Raw genomic sequence first — 22948 nt, 5'->3', positions numbered from 1 at the left:
AACTAGGAGGCCAGCCACGCTGCCCAGAGCGGCAGCGTGAGCATCGAACCGAGCGTCGTCGCCGAAATCAGCCAGGCCACGCTCCTGCCATCGCCCCCCATGCGCATGGCCAGAATATAGGCCGATGAGGCCGTCGGCAGTGCGGCAAAAAGCACCACCACCTGATAGTTGAGCCCGGACAGGCCGAGCAGCGTACCGACGCCGATGGCAACCAAAGGCAAAGCCAGCAACTTGACCGCCACCAGCCAGAGGGAAAGCCAGCGCACTTCCGGGGTACTTTCCAGACGCAATGCCGCCCCCACGGTAATCAGGCCAAGCGCGATCGACGCATCGGCCAACCGTCCCAGAAAAGCCTGCAGAGGTGCCGGTGGCACGAATCCGGCCAGATTGAGGAGAAAGCCGGCAGCCGTCCCCCAGATCAGTGGATTGCGTGCCACTTCGCGCCACAGGCCGACCTCGCCATGGCGCGCCAGCATCCACACGGAAACCAGATTGGCAAAAGGTACTGCAGCGCCGACTATCAGCCCCATCGTGGCGATGCCCGGCGAACCGAAGAGCATGCCGGCAACCGCCAGCGCAATGTAGGAATTAAAACGGTAGGCGCACTGGAACATTGAGGCGAAGGTCAAGGCCGGCAGCCGGATGAACAATCGAGGCACAATGCCCAGCAACATGCCCGCCCCCATCGCTGCCAGTGCCGTAGCCAGAACAGGGAGTGCGGCGCCGATATCAAGCCGGGTCTTGATGATGGCGTTGATGAGCAGCGCGGGAAAGAGGATGAAATACACCAGCTTCTCGACGCCGTTCCAGAAATGGTCGCCCAGCTGCATCCAGCGACGGATGGCCACACCCAGCAGGATCAGGGCAAAGTCCGGGAGAAGCAGCAAGGCGGTGTTCATAAGGGCCGGTCGGCGATTGCCGCATGCCGCGCCCCGGCGCGGTCACGCATCACTCTGGACAAACGCTCAGGAGGTCAGCCTCGAGTTCGACTTCAATACCTTTTTCAAGCTTTTGCCCGATAAACATGCCGCGATACAGGCGTCCGCCATTCTCGGCTTTTCTGGCATGTGGCGTCTCCCAGTCGATGACGCGCATACGGACCACGCCAATCTGCTCATCCCGTTCTGGTGCATCGGCTGAAACACAGGGTGATGTCAGCACATGGCGATTGAACTCATCCCGGCTGTACTGCAGGAGCGTTTTACCCGACACGACCGGACATTTCCCCAGATGGCGGGTACGAACGTCGGCAGCCAGCACCTCTCCCTTGAGGAAAAAGACCGGATCAGTTGCCACCCAGCCGGCCCCGCCTTCCTCGTAGCGAACGCAGTGACCGGTCCGCAGCAGTTCTGGCTGCTTGAACAACAGCCGGGCCGAGGGCCGTAGCGCCGGCTCGGCAGCTTGCGCTGACAGCGTCAGGCAAGCGAGCGCAACAAGGAGAATTCGCATGGCAATTTTCCGGCTCAATAGGTCCGGCTATCTTCAATCACCTTCCCGTCGTTGGGCAAGCCCCCCGGCGTAATAAATGCCACTTCGCCACGCAATTTGGTGACCTCACGCAGACTGGTCACCAAGGCCTTGTCGAGCACCTCATGTCCTGCCTCAATCTCGCAATGGAGGACCATGCGGTCCTGCCCGCCGGGATTGTCGACAACCAGACGCATGCGATGGATTTCCGGATGCCGGCTGGCAATCTGGGCCACCTGCTCGGGATGGACGAACATACCCTTGATCTTGGTCGTCTGATCAGCCCGGCCCATCCAGCCCTTGAGCCGGATGTTGCTACGTCCACAGGGGGAGCGACCAGGCAGGATGGCCGAGAGATCGCCGGTGGCGAAGCGGATCAAGGGATAATCGGGATCAAAGGTGGTCACCACGACTTCGCCAACTTCACCCGGCTCGACCGGATCGCCAGTACCGGGACGGACGATTTCAACGAGTACCCCCTCCTCGACAACCATGCCCTCTTCCGCATCGGTTTCGTAGGCGATGGCACCAATGTCAGCGGTGGCGTAACACTGGCGTACCGTAATGCCGCGCTCGCCGAGCCACTGGCGAGTAACCCCGGGCAGCGCCTCGCCGGACACGCAGGCCTTGCGCAGCGAGCCAATGTCAGCGCCCATTTCCTCGGCCTTCTCGACAATGATGCGAAGAAAGGAAGGTGTCCCGGTATACGCCTCCGGCTTGAGATCGACCATGGCCTGGACCTGTTGCTCGGTCTGCCCGGTACCGCCGGGAAAAACAGCGCAGCCGAGCTTGCGGGCTCCGCCCTCCATGAGAAAAGCACCCGGCGTGAAATGGTAGGAAAAGCAGTTGTGCACCAGATCGCCATCGCGAAAGCCAGCCGCGTATAGTACCCGCGCCATGCGCCAGGGATCTGTGTCCCGGCCCTGCATTTCGTAGATCGGCCCTGGCGATGCGAAGACCCGCTTGGCCTTGTGTCGGGGCAAGGCATTGAGACCGCCGAAGGGTGGCGTCTTTTTCTGCAATTCGATGAGATCGCGCTTGCGGGTCAGGGGCAATTTCGCAAGTGCCTCGCGCGTCGCGCACTCAAAAGGATTAACCCCGGCCAGCGACTGAAAATAGTAATGCGTCGTTTCCTTGGCATGCGCTACCTGACGCGCCAGCTTGTCCATCAGATCAGCCTCGCGCTCGTCCGGGTCGCGGGTTTCCAGCGGATCGTAATAGCTCATTTCAAATTTCTCCGTATTTTCGCGGTTGCCCATGGCGCTTCAGATTTTGGGTTTCCCGGTCACGAGGCGCATAGTCCTCGGTTGCAAAGTAGCGTTTCAGGGCAAGACGGAGACCGGCGCCGTTGGCTCCCGCCAACAAGCCGGCCGACAACGCCGCCATGGAACGCGCACTGCAACCGACTAAGATAGCCAGCGTTTGCGGCGACGGTAGTGCTTTACGTCCTTGAAGGACTTTCTCCCGGCCGAACTGAGTCCCAGATAAAACTCTTTGACGTCTTCATTCGTCCGCAGGTCTTCCGCATTGCCTTCCATGACCACCCGCCCGTTTTCCAGGATGTAGCCGAAATCGGCATAGCGCAGGGCAACCATGGTGTTCTGCTCGGCCAGCAGGAAGCTGACGTTCTCGCGGGAATTGAGGTCTTTGACGATCTCGAAAATCTCTTCAACAATCTGCGGCGCCAGGCCCATCGACGGCTCGTCAAGCAGGATCATCTCCGGCTTGGCCATCAGGGCACGGCCAATGGCGCACATCTGCTGCTCGCCACCGGAGGTGTAGCCGGCCTGCGAGGTACGCCGCGTCTTGAGGCGGGGAAAATAGTGATAAACCTTTTCCAGACTGTCCTTCAACTCGGCCCGCGAAATGCTGCGCGTGTAGGCGCCGGTCAGCAGGTTTTCCTCGATGGTCAGGTGGCCAAAGCAATGCCGCCCTTCCATGACCTGGATGACGCCGCGCTTGACCAGCTCGTTAGGTGTCAGCTGATCAATGCGATCACCCTTGTACTCGACCGAACCCTTGGTCACATCGCCGCGCTCGGCATGCAGGAGGTTGGAAATCGCCTTCAGGGTCGTAGACTTTCCGGCGCCATTGGCCCCCAGCAAGGCGACGATCTTGCCTTTCGGCACATTGAGCGAAACCCCTTTGAGCACCAGTATCACGTGGTCATAAATGACCTCGATATTATTGATGCTCAGGTAGTTGTCGACCGCAGCAGCGGCAGTTTGTGTGGTCATAAGTCTGTCCGATTCATGGGACGGAGAGAAAGAGCGAGGGCTCGCGCCCCCACCCTTTTCTCCTGACGTCTCATTTTTCCTTGGAGCAATCGCGCGGCGTGATGCCCTTTTCCTTGGCGTACTGCTTGGCAGAAGCCTGGAAGAGCGGGTGGATGAGGCCCTTGTTACCCTCGATCCAACCGGACACCGGTACCCACTTGGCACCATCCCACTGCTGGATTTTCACCTTGCCAGAGCCTTCGTGGTTGTCGCAGGAGGTCTTGATTTCCGGCAACAGATCGGTGGCACCCAGCGTCTTCAGACGGGCATCGGTGATGTTGAGATTTTCCAGCGCCCAGCGGGTCTGCTCGCCATTGAGTGCCTTGCCCTTGCCATATTTTTCCTGGCCCTTGCGAATGGCCTCGACCGACAGGACGGCAGCGGATACGCCACGGTTATAGAGGATGGTCCCGATCTTCGTCTTGTCCTGCATATTGCCCTTGCCGGCACCGTAAACCACCTTCTCGATATCGGCGATGACCGGCACCTGCGTCCCGGCGACGTTCCACGTTGCAGCCATATAGCCCTTGGCGGCATCGCCGGCCGGCACGACGTCTTCTTCCGAACCGGTCCACCACGAACCGATCATCTTTTCCCGCGGGAAGCCGACCTTCTGGGCAGCCTTGAGCGCCGTCTGGTTCATCACGCCCCAGCCCCAGAAAATAACGAAATCTGGCTTTTCCTGGCGAATCTTGAGCCACTGCGCGCCCTGCTCGTTACCCGGGTGGGCAACCGGAATCTGCACCATCTCGAACTTGTTGAGCGAGGCTTCGGCATTCAGCGCAACGATCGCTTCCTTGCCATAGGCCGAGTCGTGATACAGATAAACGATCTTCTTGCCAGCTAGGCTGCCGCCATTCTTGTCCTTGAGGAACTTGACGATAGCCGAGGCCTGCATCTGGTACGTCGTCACTAGGGGAAGGCGTAGGGGAAGACCGAGCCGTCAACCGCATCGGTGCGGCCGTAGCCCATCATGGCCAAGGGCAGCTTGTCCTGAGCCGACTTGTCGATCAGGGCGTAGGAGATGCCGGTCGACATCGTGTGCAGCGGGCCGGCCGACTTTGCAGCTTTGCTCTTGAGGCGCTCGTAGCACTCGACGCCCTTGGCGTTGTTGTATTCCGTTTCGCACTCTTCGTAGGTCATCTGGACGCCGTTGACGCCCTTTTCCTTGATGTTGACGTAGTTGAGGTAGTCGATGAAACCACCATAGAAGGCCTGGCCGTTGGAGCCATAAGGACCGACCCGGTAGTCAATCAGCGGAAAGAACTGTTCTTCGGCAGCCACGGCAAACTGGGACAGCATGGCCATGGATACCGCAGCGACGGCAACAGCAGGTTTGAATTTTTTGATCATTGAATGTCTCCTCCAGTTAATACAACAAGCGGCGGGGCCCCACCGCTTGAACCACAGTCATTCCTAGTGCGGGAACGGCCACAAGCGAAGCTTCTCCTTGGCGATCTGCCACAAACGGGCCAGCCCGTGCGGCTCGACGATCAGGAAGAACATGATCAGCGCCCCGAACACCGTAATTTGAATATGCGACACGGTGGCGCTGGAAAACGGCAGCCCGAACAGATCGGCAAAGAACGGCAGGGCAATATCAAGAAAGATGGGCAGCAGCAGGATGAAGGCCGCGCCGAGGAAGCTACCCATGATCGAACCAACCCCGCCGATAATGATCATGAACAGAATCTTGAAGGACATTTCGAGCGAGAAGCCATCCGGTTCGACCGAGCCGAGATAGCAGAAGGCGTACATGGCACCAGCCACACCGCAGTAAAAGGAACTGACGGCAAAGGCCAGCAACTTGGTCGGCATCAGCTTGATACCGATCACCGAGGCAGCCACGTCCATATCGCGCACCGCCATCCACGCTCGGCCCGTCGTCGAGCGGACCATGTTCTTGGCAGCCAGGGCGAGGACAACGACGATGGACAGGACCAGCAGGTATTTCTCGACCGGGGTCTTCAGTTCATGGCCGAAGAAAATCAGTTGCTGGGTCGAAATGACCCCGGACGATGAATTGTTCGACAGCCAGGGAAACTTGGTCAGGCACCAGACGATAAAGAACTGCGCCGCCAAAGTCGCCACTGCCAGATAAAAACCTTTGATGCGCAGTGATGGCAAGCCAAACAGGATGCCGACGCCGGCTGCAGTCAGGCCGGCCAAAGCGAAGGAGACGAGAATGGGTATGCCTTCGATACGCAACTGGAAGTTGTAGGCGGCGTAAGCACCAACCGCCATGAAGGCGGCCGAACCGAGCGACAACTGCCCGGCGTAACCGGTCAGGATGTTGAGGCCAAGCGCCGCCAGAGCAAAGATCAGGAAGGGGATGAGGATGGCCGAGAACCAGTATTCACTGGCAAACATCGGCACCCCAAGAAAAGCAACGATAAGCAGGGTGATGACCCCGATCCGGTCCTGGCGGATCGGAAACAGTTGCTGGTCGGCGGCGTAGGTCGTCTTGAATTGACCGGCTTCACGGTAAAGCATGTGTTTTCTCCCTTAAACCCGGTCGATATGGCGTTCGCCGAAGAGACCTTCGGGGCGAACGAGCAGGAATAGCAGGGCGAGTACGTAAGGGAACCAGCCTTCGATACCGCCAAAATTGCCCCCAAACAGGTCCTGCATGACGGGTGGAATGTAGATTTCAGCCAGCTTTTCGGAGGCGCCGATGATCAGGCCGCCGACAATGGCGCCCGGCACTGAGGTGAAGCCGCCAAGGATCAACACAGGCAGTGCCTTGAGCGCCGTGAAAGTGAGCGCAAACTGCACACCATTGCGGGCACCCCACATCATGCCGGCCACCAGAGCCACGAAGCCAGCCACGCCCCAGACGATTGCCCAGATGTTCTGCAGCGGGATACCGATCGACAACGCTGCCTGATGATCGTCCGCCACCGCCCGCAGCGCCCGGCCGATGCGGGTGTACTGGAAGAACAGGGCGAGCGTGGCGACGAGCACGGCAGCGACACCAGCGGCTACGAGGTCGAACTTGGAAATGACCATGTTCCAGTTGTCGAGAACCCAGGGAATCGGCTCGTCGACGATGCCCAGTTCAAGCGCCCGCGGCTCGCTGCCGAAAATCATCGGCGCCACACCTTCGATGAAAAAGGCCAGACCGATGGTCGCCATGAACAGCGCAATGGGCGGCTGATTGACCAGTTTGCGCAGAACGAACTTTTCAGTCGCAATGCCGAACAGCGTCATGATGATGAAGGCGAGAATGATCGCCAGCCACAGCGGCGCCCCCTTCTCCATGCAGCCGACGACCGACAGCGCCGCCAGATAGACCATGGCACCCTGAGCGAAATTGAATACGCCGGAGGCTTTGTAAATCATCACGAAACCGAGGGCCACCAGCGCATACATGACGCCGGACAGCAGACCACCGATCAGGACTTCGAAAAAGAAATTCATGTCCCCGTCTCCTAGTGACCAGCGCCCAGATAGGCTTTGATCACGTCTTCGTTATTTTTAACGTCGTCCGGTACGCCATCGCCGATCTTCTTGCCGTAATCGAGGACGACGACGCGATCGGAAATGTCCATCACCACGCCCATGTCGTGTTCGATGAGAACGATGGTGGTGCCGAACTGGTCGTTCACATCGAGGATGAAACGACACATATCCTGCTTTTCTTCGACGTTCATGCCAGCCATCGGCTCGTCGAGAAGCAGCATCGACGGTTCTGCAGCCAGGGCACGACCGAGTTCGACGCGCTTTTGCAGGCCGTAGGGCAGCCGACCAACCGGCGTTTTACGGATGTGCTGGATTTCGAGGAAGTCGATGACCTCCTCCACCTTCTTGCGATGTTCCAACTCCTCGTTCTTGGCACGGCCGAACCACAGCGCATGCTCAAGGAAGTTGGCCTTCATCTTGGTGATGCGCCCGGTCATGATGTTGTCGAGCACGGTCATACCCTTGAACAGGGCGATATTCTGGAAGGTGCGGGCAATGTTCTGCTGGGCCGCCATGTGCGGCTCCATGCGCTTGCGCTCGTTACCGTGCCAGAAGATCTTGCCTTCCTGCGGGTGGTAGACACCATTGATGACGTTGAGCATCGAGCTCTTGCCAGCGCCGTTCGGGCCGATGATGGCGCGGATCTCGTGCTGGCGGACATTGAAGGAAATGTCGGTCAGCGCCTTGACGCCGCCGAAGCGCAGGGAAATATTCTGCAGGTCGAGAATGACGTCGCCTATTTTCTTGGACATGTTCAGGCAGCCTTTTTCACGATCGGAAAGGTCTTCGCATCGATGATACTGAGGTCGGCCGACACCTTGCCGCGCCGGCCATCCTCGAACTTGACCTCGGTTTCGATGAACTGATTCGCCTTGCCCTCATAGAGCGCATCGATCAGCACCTTGTATTTTTCAGCCACGAAATTGCGACGCACCTTGCGCGTCCGCGTCAGTTCGTCGTCATCCGGATCGAGTTCCTTGTGCAGGACCAGGAAGCGATGAATCTGCGAGTCGGCCACCATGCTGTCGTGCACCAGATCGGCATTGACCTGTTCGACGCATTCACGGAGCAGTTCCAGCACTTCCGGCTTGCCGGCCAGGTCGGCGTAACCCGAGTAGGCGATGCCGCGACGTTCGGCCCAGTTGCCGACGGCACTGACATCGATGTTGATGAAGGCGCAGACCATGTCGCGGTCGTGACCGAAACAGACGGCCTCCTTCACATGCTGGAAGAACTTCAGCTTGTTCTCGATGTAGTTGGGCGCGAACATCGCCCCGTTGGTCAGCTTGCCGACGTCCTTGGCCCGGTCAATGATCTTCAGGTGACCGTCTTCATCGAGGAAGCCGGCATCGCCGGTCATGAAGTAACCATCGGCATTCAACGATTCGGCCGTGGCATCTGGGCGCTTGTAATACTCCTTGAGCAGCATCGGCCCCTTGACCAGTACCTCGCCGTTGTCGGCAATCTTGATCTCGACGCCCGGCGCCGGCTGGCCGACCGAATCGAACTTGATCTGCCCATCCGGCTGCAGGCAGACATAGGCGCAGGTTTCGGTCTGTCCATAGAACTGTTTGAGATTGATGCCCATCGAACGGTAGAAGCGGAACAGCTCCGGCCCAATCGCCGCGCCGGCCGTGTAGGCGACCTTGATGCGGCTCATGCCGAGAACGTTGCGCAGCGGGCCATAGACCAGCAGGTTGCCGAGCCAGTACTGGAAGCGGTCAGCCAATCCGACCGACTTGCCATCGAGGATATCGGAACCGCAACGCTTGGCCACGGCCATGAAGTGGTGGAACATTTTCTGTTTGATCTTGCCCGCGTCCTCCATGCGGATCATCACCGAGGTCAGCAGGCTTTCGAAAACGCGGGGCGGGGCAAAATAGCAGGTCGGGCCGATTTCGCGCAGGTCGCTCATGACCGTGTCGCCAGACTCCGGACAATTGATGGTGAAACCGGCAACCAGCGCCTGGGCGTAGGAGAACAGGTGATCACCCACCCAGGCCATGGGCAGATAGGAAAGGATGTCGCCATCGGCGTCCAGCCTGTCGACCTGGACCCCACCCTGGGCGGCCGCGATGAAGGCCGCGTGGGTCTGGCAGACGCCCTTCGGCTTGCCGGTGGTGCCCGAGGTGTAGAGCATGACCGAGGTGTCGTCGAAATGGCCGAGCTCGACTTCCGCATTCAGGAAGGACGTATGGTTGCGATCATGAATCCGCCCCATTTCCATGAGTTCATGGATGTCGTGCAGGAAGGGCTGGGTGTAATGCCGCATGCCGCGCGGATCGTCGTAAATGATGTGCTCAAGGGTACCGACCTGATCGCTGATTTCCAGCATCTTGTCGACCTGCTCCTGATCCTCGACGACGACAAAGCGAATGCCGGCATCCTGCAGGACGAAGAGCATTTCGTTGGCCACGGCATCCTGATACAGCGGCACCGGCACACCACCCAGACACTGGGCAGCCGTCATCATCATGTAAAGATGCGGCCGGTTGTCACCGATGATGGCCAGGTTGTCGCCACGCTTGAAACCGAGCGAAGACAACCCACAGGCCAGCGCACGGACGCGTTCGGCAACGTCGGCCCACGTCCAGGTCTGCCAGATACCGAGATATTTTTCGCGCATGGCCGGCGCATTCGGCCGGATGCTTGCGTGATGAAACAGTAGCCGCGGGAAGGTATGCAAACCATCCAGCGCGGCGAAATTCGCCTGCGTGGGCATTCTTAGTCTCCTCCGCCGCGTCTCGTTGTCCGCGGTCTAACGTTCGTTTGAATCATTGTGGGGGCTGCTGCCTTACACAGACCTTGCAGCACCCGGACAGTCTCTCACTTTGCGAGCCAGTGTATGCACCTGTCCGCCGTATAATTGTCATCCGGCAGACAATCGAGAAAATAAATTGAAGAACGCCGAAGAACTCCTTCGCACCTCCGTCTGGGGGCCGACGCTAACCGCCGAGGAAATGAACAAGGCGCTGGCCGGCACCTTCGAGCGCAGCTTCGCGCCCGGCGCCTTCATCTGCATGAAGGGCGAACCGGTCGACTACTGGATGGGCGTCATCGACGGGCTGGGCAAAATGGCCAGCCACTGGACGACCGGCAAAACCACCTCACTGACCGGCATCAGCACCGGCGGCTGGTTCGGCGAAGGCTCGCTGCTCAAAAGCGAAGTGCGCCGCTACGACGTCATGGCCCTGCGCGAAACCCGTGTCGCCTTCATGAGCCGCAGCACCTTCCTGTGGCTGCTCGACCACAGTATTCCCTTCAACCGCTACATGATCGCCCAGCTCAACGAGCGCCTCGGCCAGTTCATCGGCATGATAGAAAACGAGCGCATGCTCGACACCGACGCCCGCATCGCGCGCGGCCTCGCCGCCCTCTTCAACCCCGTGCTCTACCCCGGCACCAACCGCCTGCTGCAAATCTCGCAGGAAGAACTCGGCTATCTCGCCGGCGTTTCCCGACAGAGGGCCAATCAGGCGCTGAAGGTGCTGGAAGATGCGGGGCTGGTACGTAGTGAATATGGCGGGATCAATATTCTGGATCTTGATGGGCTGCGGACGTTCGGGGACTGACGATCAGGCGGCCGGCCATTCATCGAAAAAATGACCCGCGCATTGCCAAGACCCCGACTTGACGTCTCATATTTGCGATATCCACCGACCAATCTGTCGCAAACACCCCGCCCTTCCTTTGTCATAATGGCAACCTGAAAAAATTTTCCAGGATTCCTCATGCTTCGTTCCTTTTTTATCTTCATCGGTGTCGTTCTGCTCGGCGCTGTCGCCTGGGTCTGGCTGACCCTGAACTGGAGTTATTCCGACGGTGAGCGGGCCGGTTATATCCAGAAGCTGTCGCGCAAGGGCTGGTTATGCAAGACCTGGGAAGGCGAGGTGGCGATGGTCACCATGCCGGGGGCCATTCCGGATCGTTTCGAGTTTTCCGTGCGGGAAGAAACGATAGCCAACAAGATCAATGCACTGGCTGGACAGCGCGTGGTGCTCAGTTACGAGCAGCACAAGTTCGTGCCGACCAACTGCTTTGGTGAAACCGAGTATTTCGTCACCGATGTGCGCGCCGTCAATGAACAGCCGGTGTCGACTGCGCCGCCCGTGGCTCCGCCACTGAACACCCCGGCAGCGCCGGCGGCCACGCTGAACGCCCCCGCCAAGTAGACGTAAAAACGGCGAGGTACATAGCCTCGCCGTGTTGTTTTGCTCCTCCCGCCGGCCTGCGCCGGCGTTGCGATTCCCCTTTTTAAGTCCTTTATTCCATGCCCAGATCAATTGTGACGCGAAGACAAGCCGAAGACAGTGCGATTAGCACGGCGAGGTGAAGTCGACAAAGTCACGGTTGGTCTGGACATGAAATTACATGCTGCGGCGGTACTGGCCGCCTACTTCATACAGCGCGGTGCTGATCTGACCGAGCGAGCAGCATTTGACGGCGTCGACCAGCACGGCAAAGACGTTGCCGTCCTCGATCACGGTCTGCTTCAGCTTGGCCAGCATGGCCGGCGACTGAGCAGCATTGCGGGCCTGGAAGTCGCGCAGGCGCTTGATCTGCGACTGCTTTTCTTCGTCGCTGGAACGAGCCAGTTCGATTTCCTGCTGGGCCATACCCTTCGGATTGAGGAAGGTATTGACGCCGATGATCGGGTAGGAGCCGTCGTGCTTCTTGTGCTCGTAAACCATCGACTCTTCCTGAATCTTGCCGCGCTGGTAGCCGGTTTCCATGGCACCGAGGACGCCGCCGCGTGAGGCGATGGCTTCGAATTCCTTCATCACCGCTTCTTCGACCAGATCGGTCAGTTCGTCGATAACGAAAGCGCCCTGGTTCGGATTCTCGTTCTTGGCGACGCCCCACTCACGGTTGATGATGAGCTGGATGGCCATGGCGCGGCGTACACTTTCCTCGGTCGGCGTGGTGATCGCTTCGTCGTAGGCGTTGGTGTGCAGGGAGTTGCAGTTGTCGTAGATGGCGATCAGCGCCTGCAGCGTCGTGCGGATGTCGTTGAAGTCCATTTCCTGGGCATGCAGCGAGCGGCCGGAGGTCTGGATGTGGTACTTCAGCTTCTGGCTGCGCTCGTTGGCGCCGTACTTGTTCTTCATGGCGATGGCCCAGATGCGGCGGGCAACGCGGCCGATCACCGAGTATTCCGGGTCCATGCCGTTGCTGAAGAAGAAGGACAGGTTGGGCGCGAAGTCGTCGATCTTCATGCCGCGCGCCAGGTAGCTTTCAACGTAGGTGAAGCCGTTGGAGAGCGTGAAGGCAAGCTGGCTGATCGGGTTGGCGCCGGCTTCAGCGATGTGATAACCGGAGATCGACACCGAGTAGAAGTTCTGCACCTGGTTGTGCACGAAGAACTCCTGAATGTCGCCCATCATCTTGAGGGCGAATTCGGTACTGAAGATACAGGTGTTCTGACCCTGGTCTTCCTTGAGAATGTCGGCCTGCACCGTGCCACGGACGGTCTTGAGCGTCCATTCGCGGATTTTCTGGGCTTCGTCTTCGGTCGGCTGACGACCGTTGTCCTTTTCGAACTTGACCATCTGCTGGTCGATGGCGGTGTTGAAGAAACAGGCCAGGATGATCGGCGCCGGACCGTTGATGGTCATCGATACCGAGGTGCTCGGAGCGAGCAGGTCGAAGCCATCGTAGAGGACCTTGAGGTCGTCGAGGGTAGCGATGGAAACGCCGGAGTTGCCGATCTTGCCGTAGATGTCCGGACGCTCGTCGGGGTCGCAGCCGTAGAGCGTGACCGAGTCGAAGGCGGTGGACAGGCGATGGGCCGGCATGCCTTCGGAGACGCGCTTGAAGCGGCGGTTGGTGCGGAAGGCATCGCCTTCACCGGCGAACATCCGGGTCGGGTCTTCACCTTCTCGCTTGAAGGCGAAAACGCCGGCAGTGTAGGGGAAGGAGCCGGGAACGTTTTCACGCATCAGGAAGCGCAGGGTTTCGCCATCATCGCCAAAGGTCGGCAGGATGACCTTGCGGATCTTGGTGCCGGACAGCGACAGGCCGGTCAGCCGGGTGCGGATTTCCTTGTCGCGAATCTTCACGACGTACTCGTCGCCGGCATAGGCTTCAACCGTCGCTGGCCACATGTCGAGCAGCTTCTTGGCCTTGGGGTCCTGCTGGGCATCCTTGAAGGCGACCATTTCGTCGAAATCGGCAGTCGGCTTGTCGCAATCGGCGAAAAGGCTCTTGGCGACACGCAGGGACTGGCGTTCGCGGGCGATCTTCACTTGTTCGGCTGTATGGGCATGGTAGCCGCGCACGGAATCGGCGATTTCAGCCAGATAGCGGACGCGCTGGGCCGGCACGATGGCGCGCTGGGTGGACGACTGCTTGACAGTAACGATGGGCAACTGGCCCGCCTTCAGCTTCAGGCCTTTTTCGGACAGTACCGGGACCAGCGCCTGATACAGGGCAGTCACGCCATCGTCGTTAAAACGGGCGGCCTGGGTACCGAACACCGGCATGTCTTCGGTCGGCGTCGTAAAGGCTTCACGGTTGCGCTGGTATTGCTTGCGCACATCACGCAGCGCATCCTCGGCACCCTTGCGATCAAACTTGTTGATGGCGACAAAATCGGCGAAGTCGAGCATGTCGATCTTTTCGAGCTGCGAGGCTGCGCCGAACTCCGGCGTCATGACGTACAGCGACAGATCGACAAAGGGAACGATGGCGGCATTACCCTGGCCAATCCCTGAGGTTTCGACGATAACCAGATCGAAACCGGCCAGTTTGCAGGCGGCAATCACTTCAGGGAGGGCGACGGAAATTTCGGACCCGGTGTCGCGGGTGGCCAAAGAGCGCATGAAAATGTTCGGATGCTCGATGGCATTCATGCGGATGCGGTCGCCGAGCAGGGCGCCGCCGGTGCGCTTGCGCGACGGATCGATGGAGATCAGGCCAATCTTGACCGTATCGCCCTGATCAAGACGGAAGCGACGGACCAGTTCGTCGGTCAGCGAGGACTTGCCGGCGCCGCCCGTGCCGGTAATGCCGAGGACCGGCGTTTCGAGGGCAGCGGCGGCCTTGAGCAGCGGCTCCTTGAGCGCGGGCGCTTCGCCATTTTCGAGCAGGGTGATGATCCGCGAGAGCAGACGCTTGTCACCTGCCTTCAAGCCGGCCAGAGCCTGCTCGGCGCTGGGCACGCCTTCATCAGCGACATCGAAATCGGACTTCTGCACGACTTCGTTGATCATGCCCTGCAGGCCCATATGGACACCATCTTCCGGCGCGTAGATGCGCGTCACGCCGTACTCGTGCAGTTCCTTGATCTCGGACGGCACGATCACCCCGCCACCGCCGCCGAAGACCTTGATGTTGGCGCCACCATTGGCCTTGAGCAGGTCAATCATGTACTTGAAGAACTCAACGTGGCCACCCTGATACGAGGTGATGCAGATACCCTGAACATCTTCCTGCAGCGCGGCATTGACGATTTCCTGCACGGAGCGGTTGTGGCCGAGGTGAATCACTTCGGAACCGGTCGATTGCAGGATGCGACGCATGATATTGATCGAGGCATCATGGCCGTCGAACAGCGAGGCGGCCGTAACAAAACGAACCTTGTTCTTCGGCTTGTACGGAGAAAGCTTCTTGGCAACGGAAAGATCGGTCATGACGCCTGCCTCAATGAAAAGGTGGAAAGGCGCTTATGGTAGGCCGCTTTTCGCCCGCTGCCATTGTGGCGAATGACGACAATCATGCAAATTCCGCCAACCTGATACAGTACTGACATTGACGCCACCCAAAGGCCGGAAATGCTGCACCGCACCAACCCAGATTCACCAGCACGTACGCAAGCCACTGTTGCCATGGGGTTTGTTACCGGCATGCTGGCCGGGCTGGCACGTCGGCAGATCGATCCGCTGCCGTTGCTGCGCGCCACGTACATTGATATTGCAGACACCGCCAGCCGAATTCCCATCGAGCGTTACGCCGCGCTCTATAACCGCCTGAACCACCAACTCGACGACGAAGGCTTTGGCCTCTTCGCCCAGCCAATGCGCCTCGGCAGTTTCGAGTTTCTCTGCCGCGGCTGCCTGAGCGCACCAACGCTGGCCGAGGCGCTGAGCCGCGCCAGCCGCTTCCTGCATGTCGTACTACCCGATCTGGCGGTCAGCGTCCGCCGCGCCCAGGGGCGTGCTGAACTGGTGATCGCCGAGACCCGAAAGCTGGCCGACAACCCCGACGACCCCGGCCGCATCTTCGCCTTCGAGTGGCTGCTGCGTCTCCTGCACGGCCTCTCCTGCTGGCTGGCCGGACGCGGCATCGGACTCGACAGCGTGATCTTCCCCTACCGCCGACCAGCCCATTCCGCAGACTACCCGCTCATCTTCACCGAAGATTCGCGTTTCGCACCGACCGTTCCCGGTGGTGTCGGCACCCTGATCGCCAGCTTCAACGCCAACCTCCTCGAACTCCCCATCCGTCGCGACGAAGCAGCCCTGAGCACTTTCCTCGATGGCGCCCCGGGCAAAATCACGACGCTCTACCGGCGCGACCGCGAAATGGTCATCCGCGTTCGTGACCTGCTGCGCGCCGCCCTACCCGACACCCTGAGCCTCGACCAAATCGCCGACCGGCTCTATCTTTCGCCACGCACCATCCATCGCCGCCTGGAAGAAGAAGGCTCGAGCTTTCGCGGCATCAAGGACGCCCTGCGCCGCGACATGGCGCTGGCCAGACTGACCAAGACCAGTGACCCGATTACCAAGGTGGCAAGCGACCTCGGCTATGCCGACACCTCGGCTTTTTATCGGGCCTTTGTCGAATGGACGGGCATGGCACCGGTACACTACCGACGCAAATGGGCAGGAAAATCTGCCGGAGCCAATTGAAGGATGCGCATGAAACGGACTGTCGGATTTAAATCAGTATTTGCCGCGCTGGCCCTGATCGCCAGCGGAACCCTCTGGAGCGCCGGTTTTCTCGAACGGGAAATCTATTTCTCGGAGGCCGATATCCAGACACAGATGGACAAAAGCAGCACGATGCAAAAGAGCTACGGCAACGGCATCGTCGTCGTCGCCTTGATCGAACCGCCCAGAATCATCCTCGGCACCCCGGAAGGGAAGGCCACACTATTTGCCCGCATCAATGTCTCGCTGCTCGGCAATCCGGCAATTCCTGTTGCTTTCGAAGGCATCTCGGGCATTCGCTACGATGACAATGCCAAGGCCTTCTTTCTCGAAAATCCCGTCGCCCAATCGGTCCAGTCACAGGCCATCCGTCCCGAATCAGAACCGATGGCGCGCCAGGCCATCACCCAGCTGATGACCAATTATTTCCGTGCCAAACCGGTTTATATCCTGCGCGAAGATGGCTCGGCACAAGAAAAAGCAGCCCGCTGGCTGCTTCGCTCAATCCGCATCGAAGCAGGCCGGGTTGCCGCCCTGCTGTCACCGGTCTAAGGCACAAGACAGCCCAATACCGCCTAGCCGCCCTTGCGCTGACTGAGCAGCAACCATTTGAGCAGGACCCGGAAGAGGTCTTCCGGATCAACAGGCTTGGCGATGTGATCATTCATGCCTGCCTCGAGGCACAGGCTTCGGTCGTCATCAAAGGCGTTGGCCGTCATCGCCAGAATCGGGACATGGGCACAGCCGGGCAGCCGGCGAATGGCCTTGGTCGCCTCTATGCCACTCATGCGGGGCAATTGCATGTCCATGAGAATGAGATCGAATTTTTCGCGCTGCATCATTTCGAGCGCCTCAACCCCGTCTTCCGCCAGACAGACCTTGCAGTTCACTTCCGCCAGCATGCCGCGCGCCACCTCCTGATTGATCGGCTCGTCCTCGACCAACAAAATGCTGCACCCGGAAAACTCCATCCGCAATTGATTTTCAATGGACGGAGCGACCTCTGTAACGGTCTGGTCGAGACTGTCCCGCCAGTCGAAGCGGGCGGTAAACCAGAACAGGCTGCCACTGCCGATCTGGCTCTCGACACCAATGTCGCCATCCATCATGTGGACCAGGCGCTTGCTGATGGTCAAGCCAAGCCCGGTGCCGCCATAGCGTCGCGTCGTTGAACTGTCCGACTGCTCGAAGGCGAGGAACAGCCGAGCCTGGTCGTCCACCGCTATGCCGATACCGGTATCCCGCACCTCAAAACGAACGAGGACCCCGGTTGAACTGCTTTCCGAAACTGAAATATCCAGCGTCACCGTGCCCTCATCGGTGAATTTAATGGCGTTGCTTGCCAGATTGAGGAGCACCTGACCAAGACGCAGCGGGTCGCCTCTGAGCGGCTGCGCATCAAGTTCCGGCGACACCTTGATGATCAACCGGATGTCCTTCGTCCTGGCCGCCGGACCGATCAAATTCCGCATGCTTTCGAGCACGTCGGGCAGCCTGAATTCAACGCTTTCAAGGCTCAGTCGCTCAGCCTCGATCTTGGAGATATCGAGAACATCGTTGATAACCCGAAGCAGGTGCTGGGAGGATTGCTTTACCTTACGCAACTGATCGGCCTGCTTCTCGTCAGTAGCTCGCCGCATGGCCAGTTCGGTCATACCGATAATGCCGTTCATCGGCGTCCGCAACTCATGACTCATATTGGCGAGAAATGCCGTCTTCGCCCGATTCGCCGCTTCTGCCGTTTCCTTGGCAATTGAAAGGGCAGTGGTACGCTCGGCGACCTGTTCTTCAAGGTGCAGCCGGTAATTATTCAGCTCGGACTCGATTTTCTTGCGCTCAGTAATATCCCTGGCACAACCCACCGTACCGATCACTTCACCACGCTCATTGAGGAACGGCGCCTTGAATACATCGAGGTAGAGCAGCTCCCCCTTGACGTTGCCATACTCCTCGAAGCGCGATGCCCGGCCACGCTCGAGGGTGATCGCATCACTGTCCTGGCACAATTCACCGAAGGTATGCCAGTCGCGATTCTCCGGGCATCTGGCCCGCTCGCGCAGGGCGAAGAAAACATCGTTCTTGCCCAGGGGCTCCGAAGTATCCGAGGCGTTAAGGAGCTGGCTGCAAATGGCCTGATTGGCGAAAAGATACTGACCCGCCATATCCTTGGCCCAGATCATGTCCGGCACGTTGTCACACATCAGGCGGAGCAGGGAGGCCAATTTTCGCTGGTTGGCTTCGGCTTGTTTGAGCAGCGAAATATCCCGGCCAACAATAACCAGGGCACGTCGATTTTTTCTTCATCAAAGAGCGGCACCTTGATCACATCAAAACTGATCATCGACCCGCCTGAGCCGGGAACCTCTTCCACCAGTCTGGTCGTTTCCCCGGCAGCCCAAACCGCGTCATCCCCCGCCCGGCAAGCGGCCAGTACCGGCGCCAGTTCCGGCTGAGCCGCACCAATCTCGGTGTCGGTCAGGCCCTGCCACCATTTGCCGAAAAGGCCAAAGGTCTTCAGACAAACTTCATTGGCTACCAGCCAGCGGCCCTCGGCATCCTTGAACTGGATGGTGTCGGGAATCGCCTCGACCAGCGATCTAAGCTGCTCTTCACGCTCGGCCAGCGCCTGCTGGATACGTCTTTGTTCGGTTACGTCAATCGAGATGCCACACAGGGCATAGATGCTGCCATCGTCGTTCCGCAAGGGAAGTTTGGTCGATTGAAATACCTTCGTATCGCCAGTCATCGGTACGGTGTTGATTTCCTCGGTACGCAGGGTTTCGCCATCCACCAGAACGCGGCGATCATTCGCCCGAATATTCGCCGCCGTTGCCGCGTCAAAGAATTTCTCGTCACCAAAACCAACGAGGTCCTCCATGCTGGCATGCCACAGCTCACGAACCGAGCGATTGGCAAAAACATAGCGTCCCTCGGCATCTTTTAGGTAAATGTAGGCATCAAGATTTTCAAGAATGGTGAACATCTTCTGCTCACTCGCCCGGAAATCCTCCTCCGCCTTCTTTTGCTCGGTCAGGTCACGGAAAGACCAAAGGCGGGCTTCCTGATCAGTCAGCCGGACGCCCTGGGTATATCGCTCGAATTGCCGTCCATCCTTGAACAACAACATATCGAAGCCCTTGTCGTCGCTCTGATAGAGAGCGGTGACCGTTTTCAGAAAATAATCCGGATCAGCCAATTGCTCCAGCACAAATCCCAGCAAAGCCGCATCCTGCCCAACTGACGCAAGTGCTTCCGGGATACGCCACATCTCGAGAAAGCGATGATTAAACTCCAGGATGGCGCCATCTGCGCCAACCACGAGAATGCCGTCCGCCGTCGAATCGAGCGTCGCCCGTAGCAACGACTCCTGCGCCGCGCGCTCGTTCTGGTCCCGCCCCACCCTGATAATCAGATGCGCAACCAGACCGACCAGCCCGATGATCAGGGCCATGCCGATCCCACTCCGCCATTGCGTGAGGCTGATTTCGGACTCGATTGGCTCAACAATGGCAGCCTCATCGAGACCGACATTGATAACCAGGGAAAACCGTTCAATTTTCTGCCAGGCGTAAATCCTTACCCGCTTGTCGGAAAATGCCTCGGCGCGAAAAACACCCTCTGATGCGGCATCCGGGGCGAGAAACGGTCGATCCATCGGCAGCGAAGTACCGAGCACTTTTTCCAGATCGTGGCTGCGCGCCAGAAAGGTGCCATCCATAAAAAACAGGGTGATGACATCGTTCGGATCGCCTCCCTTTGGCGCCAGCGCCCCCGAAATATAATGGGGTGAAAGCGCCATGACCGCCACACCGGCAAAACGCCCCGCTTCATAAATCGGCCGCGTCAGCAACACCAGCCATTTCCCCTGCACGGTCCGGGCCAGAAATGGCTTGCTGATGAACAAGCGGTCTTCGCGTGCCGCCTGATGAAACTTGAAATATTCCCGATCACCGACATAGATGCGCGAGCTCAGATCAAGGCTGGAGAAACTGATGTAGCCATCGGCATCCACCCGCGAAAAATGCGTCACCGAACCTTCGGGGAATGACTCGAATGCCGTCCGCATCGTCGATCGGACTGCCGGCATGTTTTTGGCGGCCAGTTGATCGCGGAACTGGCGGAGCGTCGCGTCGGCCCCGTTGAGCAGAGCAGAAATCTGGTCTCGCCTTGCCTCGGAGAGTTGAATGGCATGCCGCGAGGCCCGCGCCAGCGTTTTTTCCCGAAGATCGGCGTTTGCCCGGTTCAATTGCCAGACATAAATCGCGCCGACCGATAAGACGATGGCGATCAACACCAGAACCAGTGTCCGAATCTGGTCTTGATCCGCAAACCCTTTGGGTGACATGCGCATATTGGCAGCTCTAACAGTAGCTACTTGGCCGGGCGGGAAGCCGCGACTCCTGAGCGGCTTTGCTATTTGGAATAGTTTCGCATATTTTGATACTTTTATCCCATGGGATTTATCCGGGCTCGGTTGACCCAAATCAATCGCCGTCGACATCCCGCCCGGAGCCTATCCGGGAAAACCGGCAAGGCTAGGCGCTGGTAAATCTCGCCCCGTGGCACGAGGCCCCGCCGACAGCAAGGTGAACGCTGCCGGCGGTGTTTAGGCGCTTATGCCGACTCATTCTCCCGCACATAGGGCTCACGTAGATCGACCGGTTTGCTGACCTTCTTGCGCATCCGGATATTCAACATTTCGACACCGACCGAGAAAGCCATGGCGAAGTAGATATAGCCCTTCGGCACGTGGTGGCCGAAGCCATCGGCAATCAGCACGACCCCGACGACAACGAGGAAGGACAGCGCGAGCATCTTGATTGTCGGATGATCCGAGACGAAGCGACCAATGCTGCTGGCAAAGAGCATCATCAGGCCGACCGAGGCAACTACGGCGGCGATCATCACGCCCACCTCCCTGACCATGCCGACCGCCGTAATGATCGAGTCGAGTGAGAAGACAAGGTCAATGACCATGATCTGGGCGATGACACCCGCAAAACTCGATGCCACCTTGTGCGACTCGCTGCCCTCCTCGCCTTCGAGAAGCTGGTGGACTTCGCCCGTGCTCTTCCAGATCAGGAACAGGCCACCCCCGATGAGAATCATATCGCGTCCGGAAATGGCATGATCGAGCACCGTCAGCACCGGCTCGGTCAGGCCGATGATCCACGACAGCAACAGAAGCAGGCCGATGCGCATGAACATGGCGAGAAACAGGCCGATGCGCCGGGCCAGTTCCTGCTGGGCACGGGGCAACTTGTCGACAAGGATGGAAATGAAAATGATGTTGTCGATGCCCAGCACCAGTTCCAGCGCAGTCAGCGTTAAAAAGGCGATCCAGATATCGGGAGAAAGCAGGAATTCGGGCATGGGATGGAGCCTGGCGATTGGTCAGGCATCCATTCTAGAAACCCTGAGGCATTCAAGCCACCCCACTGACCGGCAGCAACCCTTCGAAAAAACGGAAGTATTCGGCCGAATAAAGCACAACGTCGCCGGCAAACGTCCGCCAGAGGCGATTATTGTTGGCGCATATGCCCGCTTTTCCCCGTCAGCGACTATCCTATTGCTCTGCTGGCCGTCGTGGCCTTGCCAGACCCACGAACTCAGGAGATTTTGGATGAGCCATGCGAAGTCGCGCGAAGTCACCCTCGCCGCAAAGATCACCGACGAACTCAGCCATGCCCTGGACGCCCTGCGCCAGGCCTGGAAGGAGAATCCGGCGGCCATCCCGAAAGGCCTGTCGTGCTCGGAGTCGCTTGCCGGCGATTTTGTCCTGGTGGCTGCCGAGTCGGCCTTTGTCACGCTGCCTGGCGCCTGCGTCATCAAGGGCATCGGCGCCATCGAACTGCTCGGGCCGGATCCGGCCTTTGACGAAGGGGCCAAATCGAAGTCTCTGATCCTCAAGGCGACGGCGGAAGGCTGGCGGTTTTCGGTCAAGTTCCTGCCACCCATCGTGCGCGAAAGAAACGCCAGATAGCTGGACCGATGACGCCATGACGACGCCCTTCCGCATTCTCTGTGTCTGCATGAGCAATGTTTGTCGCTCGCCGACCGCCGAAGCGGTACTGCGCCAGTTGCTCGACAAGAACGGCCTGGGCGACCGCGTGGAAGTCTCCTCGGCCGGCACCCACGGCTATCGCGCCGGCGACTCCTGCGACCCCAACAGCCAGCGGGTCGCCTGGGAAAAAGGCTACGATCTTTCGACCATCCGGGCCAGGCGCATCGGCTGGCAGGATCTGGAAGACTTCGACCTGATCCTGGCCATGGACCGGACCAACCTGTACAACCTGCGCCGCATGGCGACGGAAGATCAATTGATGCGAATCAGGTTGCTTATGGATTACGCCACGCGTTTCACCGAGGACGAGGTGCCGGACCCCTACCTGACCCTGGGCGCCCGCTTCGACCTGGTGCTGGAGATGATTGAAGATGCTGCCAGCGGCCTGATCGACGAACTCAAACGCCAGCTTGAGCCAGCCGACAGTGCAACGCCGGCGCCAACACCACGGACATTTCATCGATGAGTCTCGACCTTTCCAAAGAAGCCAGCGCCGCCGCCATCACCTCCATCCAGCGCTATTTCAGCGAAAACATGGAGGAAGAAATCGGTAATCTCGCGGCGGGTGCTCTGCTCGGTTTCTTCCTTAAAGAGATTGCTCCCCTCGTTTACAACCAGGCCGTCGCCGATGTGCAGGCCCGCCTGCAAACCACCATCATGGAACTGGACATTGAGGTTCATGAGCCAGAATTCCAGTATTGGCAAGGCAAAGCAGGCCGGCGCAAGTAAGCTGGGCTGACCAGCGAAGGGCAATCCGGAATCAACAGGAAATCAAACGGATAGGTGGCAGTCAACTTAAATTGCTG

Annotated in this window: 21 protein-coding genes; 7 read left to right on the top strand and 14 right to left on the bottom strand. The window is 59.0% G+C overall.

Annotation, left to right across the window (positions count from 1 at the left end):
- Positions 1-2: 2 nt before the first annotated feature.
- From HYN24_RS01315 to HYN24_RS01275, 10 genes are all read right to left on the bottom strand, one after another.
- Positions 3-899 carry an AEC family transporter gene (locus HYN24_RS01315; RefSeq protein WP_117607602.1) on the bottom strand — a complete coding sequence of 299 codons (897 nt, stop codon included), beginning with the start codon at positions 897-899 and terminating at the stop codon, positions 3-5.
- A 49-nt stretch (positions 900-948) separates the two neighbouring features.
- A complete protein-coding gene (locus HYN24_RS01310; RefSeq protein WP_117607601.1) occupies positions 949-1449 on the bottom strand; it encodes a hypothetical protein in 501 nt (166 codons plus the stop codon).
- Positions 1450-1463: 14 nt separating this feature from the next.
- A complete protein-coding gene (locus HYN24_RS01305; protein ID WP_117610159.1) occupies positions 1464-2693 on the bottom strand; it encodes a phenylacetate--CoA ligase family protein in 1230 nt (409 codons plus the stop codon).
- Between the two features lie 180 nt (positions 2694-2873).
- Complete coding sequence (locus HYN24_RS01300) at positions 2874-3704, bottom strand: ABC transporter ATP-binding protein (RefSeq protein WP_117607600.1); 831 nt, start codon at positions 3702-3704, stop codon at positions 2874-2876.
- 70 nt (positions 3705-3774) lie between these two features.
- Entirely contained in the window at positions 3775-4656 is an 882-nt protein-coding gene (locus tag HYN24_RS01295) for an ABC transporter substrate-binding protein (protein ID WP_256372101.1), read from the bottom strand.
- Positions 4656-5096, bottom strand: a complete 441-nt coding sequence (locus HYN24_RS16250) for an ABC transporter substrate-binding protein (protein ID WP_256372100.1) — start codon at positions 5094-5096, stop codon at positions 4656-4658. Before HYN24_RS16250 ends, HYN24_RS01295 begins: the two co-directional genes overlap by 1 nt.
- A gap of 63 nt (positions 5097-5159) precedes the next feature.
- Positions 5160-6236, bottom strand: a complete 1077-nt coding sequence (locus tag HYN24_RS01290; protein ID WP_117607599.1) for a branched-chain amino acid ABC transporter permease — start codon at positions 6234-6236, stop codon at positions 5160-5162.
- Positions 6237-6248: 12 nt separating this feature from the next.
- Positions 6249-7163, bottom strand: a complete 915-nt coding sequence (locus HYN24_RS01285; protein ID WP_117607598.1) for a branched-chain amino acid ABC transporter permease — start codon at positions 7161-7163, stop codon at positions 6249-6251.
- 11 nt (positions 7164-7174) lie between these two features.
- Positions 7175-7957: an ABC transporter ATP-binding protein gene (locus HYN24_RS01280; RefSeq protein ID WP_117607597.1), complete on the bottom strand. Its 783-nt coding sequence runs from the start codon at positions 7955-7957 to the stop codon at positions 7175-7177.
- 2 nt (positions 7958-7959) lie between these two features.
- The gene (locus HYN24_RS01275; protein ID WP_117607596.1) at positions 7960-9927 is read right to left on the bottom strand and encodes a long-chain fatty acid--CoA ligase; all 1968 of its coding nucleotides are present in this window, start codon (positions 9925-9927) and stop codon (positions 7960-7962) included.
- 175 nt (positions 9928-10102) lie between these two features.
- Here HYN24_RS01275 and HYN24_RS01270 point away from each other — a divergent pair, with 175 nt between their 5' ends.
- Together HYN24_RS01270 and HYN24_RS01265 are read left to right on the top strand one after the other, a co-directional pair.
- Positions 10103-10777, top strand: coding sequence for a Crp/Fnr family transcriptional regulator (locus tag HYN24_RS01270; protein ID WP_117607595.1), 675 nt, complete (start codon positions 10103-10105; stop codon positions 10775-10777).
- Positions 10778-10936: 159 nt separating this feature from the next.
- A complete protein-coding gene (locus tag HYN24_RS01265; RefSeq protein ID WP_117607594.1) occupies positions 10937-11377 on the top strand; it encodes a hypothetical protein in 441 nt (146 codons plus the stop codon).
- A gap of 195 nt (positions 11378-11572) precedes the next feature.
- Here HYN24_RS01265 and icmF read toward each other — a convergent pair whose 3' ends face one another.
- The gene (gene icmF, locus HYN24_RS01260) at positions 11573-14836 is read right to left on the bottom strand and encodes a fused isobutyryl-CoA mutase/GTPase IcmF (protein ID WP_117607593.1); all 3264 of its coding nucleotides are present in this window, start codon (positions 14834-14836) and stop codon (positions 11573-11575) included.
- A 141-nt stretch (positions 14837-14977) separates the two neighbouring features.
- Between icmF and HYN24_RS01255 the strand changes: the two genes are divergently transcribed.
- Positions 14978-16057, top strand: a complete 1080-nt coding sequence (locus tag HYN24_RS01255) for an AraC family transcriptional regulator (RefSeq protein ID WP_117607592.1) — start codon at positions 14978-14980, stop codon at positions 16055-16057.
- A gap of 9 nt (positions 16058-16066) precedes the next feature.
- Positions 16067-16630, top strand: a complete 564-nt coding sequence (locus HYN24_RS01250) for a DUF1439 domain-containing protein (RefSeq protein ID WP_162888564.1) — start codon at positions 16067-16069, stop codon at positions 16628-16630.
- A gap of 23 nt (positions 16631-16653) precedes the next feature.
- Here HYN24_RS01250 and HYN24_RS01245 read toward each other — a convergent pair whose 3' ends face one another.
- The 3 genes from HYN24_RS01245 to HYN24_RS01235 form a co-directional block, all read right to left on the bottom strand.
- Positions 16654-18300 (bottom strand): response regulator, encoded by a 1647-nt coding sequence (locus HYN24_RS01245; RefSeq protein ID WP_162888563.1) that lies wholly within the window; start codon positions 18298-18300, stop codon positions 16654-16656.
- The gene (locus tag HYN24_RS01240; RefSeq protein WP_162888562.1) at positions 18279-20423 is read right to left on the bottom strand and encodes a PAS domain-containing protein; all 2145 of its coding nucleotides are present in this window, start codon (positions 20421-20423) and stop codon (positions 18279-18281) included. The genes HYN24_RS01245 and HYN24_RS01240 overlap by 22 nt, the downstream gene beginning before the upstream one ends.
- Before the next feature lie 269 nt (positions 20424-20692).
- Complete coding sequence (locus HYN24_RS01235; protein ID WP_117607588.1) at positions 20693-21451, bottom strand: TerC family protein; 759 nt, start codon at positions 21449-21451, stop codon at positions 20693-20695.
- 250 nt (positions 21452-21701) lie between these two features.
- Between HYN24_RS01235 and HYN24_RS01230 the strand changes: the two genes are divergently transcribed.
- The 3 genes from HYN24_RS01230 to HYN24_RS01220 are packed head-to-tail and all read left to right on the top strand — an operon-like array spanning position 21702 to position 22871.
- On the top strand, positions 21702-22061 hold the full coding sequence (locus HYN24_RS01230) for a hypothetical protein (RefSeq protein WP_117607587.1): 360 nt from the start codon (positions 21702-21704) through the stop codon (positions 22059-22061).
- 16 nt (positions 22062-22077) lie between these two features.
- Positions 22078-22608 carry a low molecular weight protein-tyrosine-phosphatase gene (locus HYN24_RS01225; protein ID WP_117607586.1) on the top strand — a complete coding sequence of 177 codons (531 nt, stop codon included), beginning with the start codon at positions 22078-22080 and terminating at the stop codon, positions 22606-22608.
- Positions 22605-22871 (top strand): DUF2164 domain-containing protein, encoded by a 267-nt coding sequence (locus HYN24_RS01220; RefSeq protein ID WP_117607585.1) that lies wholly within the window; start codon positions 22605-22607, stop codon positions 22869-22871. Before HYN24_RS01225 ends, HYN24_RS01220 begins: the two co-directional genes overlap by 4 nt.
- The last annotated feature ends 77 nt before the right edge of the window (positions 22872-22948 follow it).

This window comes from Dechloromonas sp. HYN0024 (assembly GCF_003441615.1).
In the GTDB taxonomy this organism is placed as follows: domain Bacteria; phylum Pseudomonadota; class Gammaproteobacteria; order Burkholderiales; family Rhodocyclaceae; genus Azonexus.
Note: the sequence above shows the minus strand (reverse complement) of the source record. Positions and strands in the feature narration are given on the sequence as shown.

Coding starts and splice junctions, on each gene's coding strand:
- HYN24_RS01255 (WP_117607592.1), top strand. CDS start 14,978: ATGCTGCACCGCACCAACCCAGATTCACCAGCACGTACGCAAGCCACT.
- HYN24_RS01275 (WP_117607596.1), bottom strand. CDS start 9,927: ATGCCCACGCAGGCGAATTTCGCCGCGCTGGATGGTTTGCATACCTTC.
- HYN24_RS01230 (WP_117607587.1), top strand. CDS start 21,702: ATGAGCCATGCGAAGTCGCGCGAAGTCACCCTCGCCGCAAAGATCACC.
- HYN24_RS01250 (WP_162888564.1), top strand. CDS start 16,067: ATGAAACGGACTGTCGGATTTAAATCAGTATTTGCCGCGCTGGCCCTG.
- HYN24_RS01290 (WP_117607599.1), bottom strand. CDS start 6,236: ATGCTTTACCGTGAAGCCGGTCAATTCAAGACGACCTACGCCGCCGAC.
- HYN24_RS01240 (WP_162888562.1), bottom strand. CDS start 20,423: ATGTCACCCAAAGGGTTTGCGGATCAAGACCAGATTCGGACACTGGTT.
- HYN24_RS01300 (WP_117607600.1), bottom strand. CDS start 3,704: ATGACCACACAAACTGCCGCTGCTGCGGTCGACAACTACCTGAGCATC.
- HYN24_RS16250 (WP_256372100.1), bottom strand. CDS start 5,096: ATGATCAAAAAATTCAAACCTGCTGTTGCCGTCGCTGCGGTATCCATG.
- icmF (WP_117607593.1), bottom strand. CDS start 14,836: ATGACCGATCTTTCCGTTGCCAAGAAGCTTTCTCCGTACAAGCCGAAG.
- HYN24_RS01315 (WP_117607602.1), bottom strand. CDS start 899: ATGAACACCGCCTTGCTGCTTCTCCCGGACTTTGCCCTGATCCTGCTG.
- HYN24_RS01225 (WP_117607586.1), top strand. CDS start 22,078: ATGACGACGCCCTTCCGCATTCTCTGTGTCTGCATGAGCAATGTTTGT.
- HYN24_RS01285 (WP_117607598.1), bottom strand. CDS start 7,163: ATGAATTTCTTTTTCGAAGTCCTGATCGGTGGTCTGCTGTCCGGCGTC.
- HYN24_RS01220 (WP_117607585.1), top strand. CDS start 22,605: ATGAGTCTCGACCTTTCCAAAGAAGCCAGCGCCGCCGCCATCACCTCC.
- HYN24_RS01310 (WP_117607601.1), bottom strand. CDS start 1,449: ATGCGAATTCTCCTTGTTGCGCTCGCTTGCCTGACGCTGTCAGCGCAA.
- HYN24_RS01265 (WP_117607594.1), top strand. CDS start 10,937: ATGCTTCGTTCCTTTTTTATCTTCATCGGTGTCGTTCTGCTCGGCGCT.
- HYN24_RS01305 (WP_117610159.1), bottom strand. CDS start 2,693: ATGAGCTATTACGATCCGCTGGAAACCCGCGACCCGGACGAGCGCGAG.
- HYN24_RS01235 (WP_117607588.1), bottom strand. CDS start 21,451: ATGCCCGAATTCCTGCTTTCTCCCGATATCTGGATCGCCTTTTTAACG.
- HYN24_RS01280 (WP_117607597.1), bottom strand. CDS start 7,957: ATGTCCAAGAAAATAGGCGACGTCATTCTCGACCTGCAGAATATTTCC.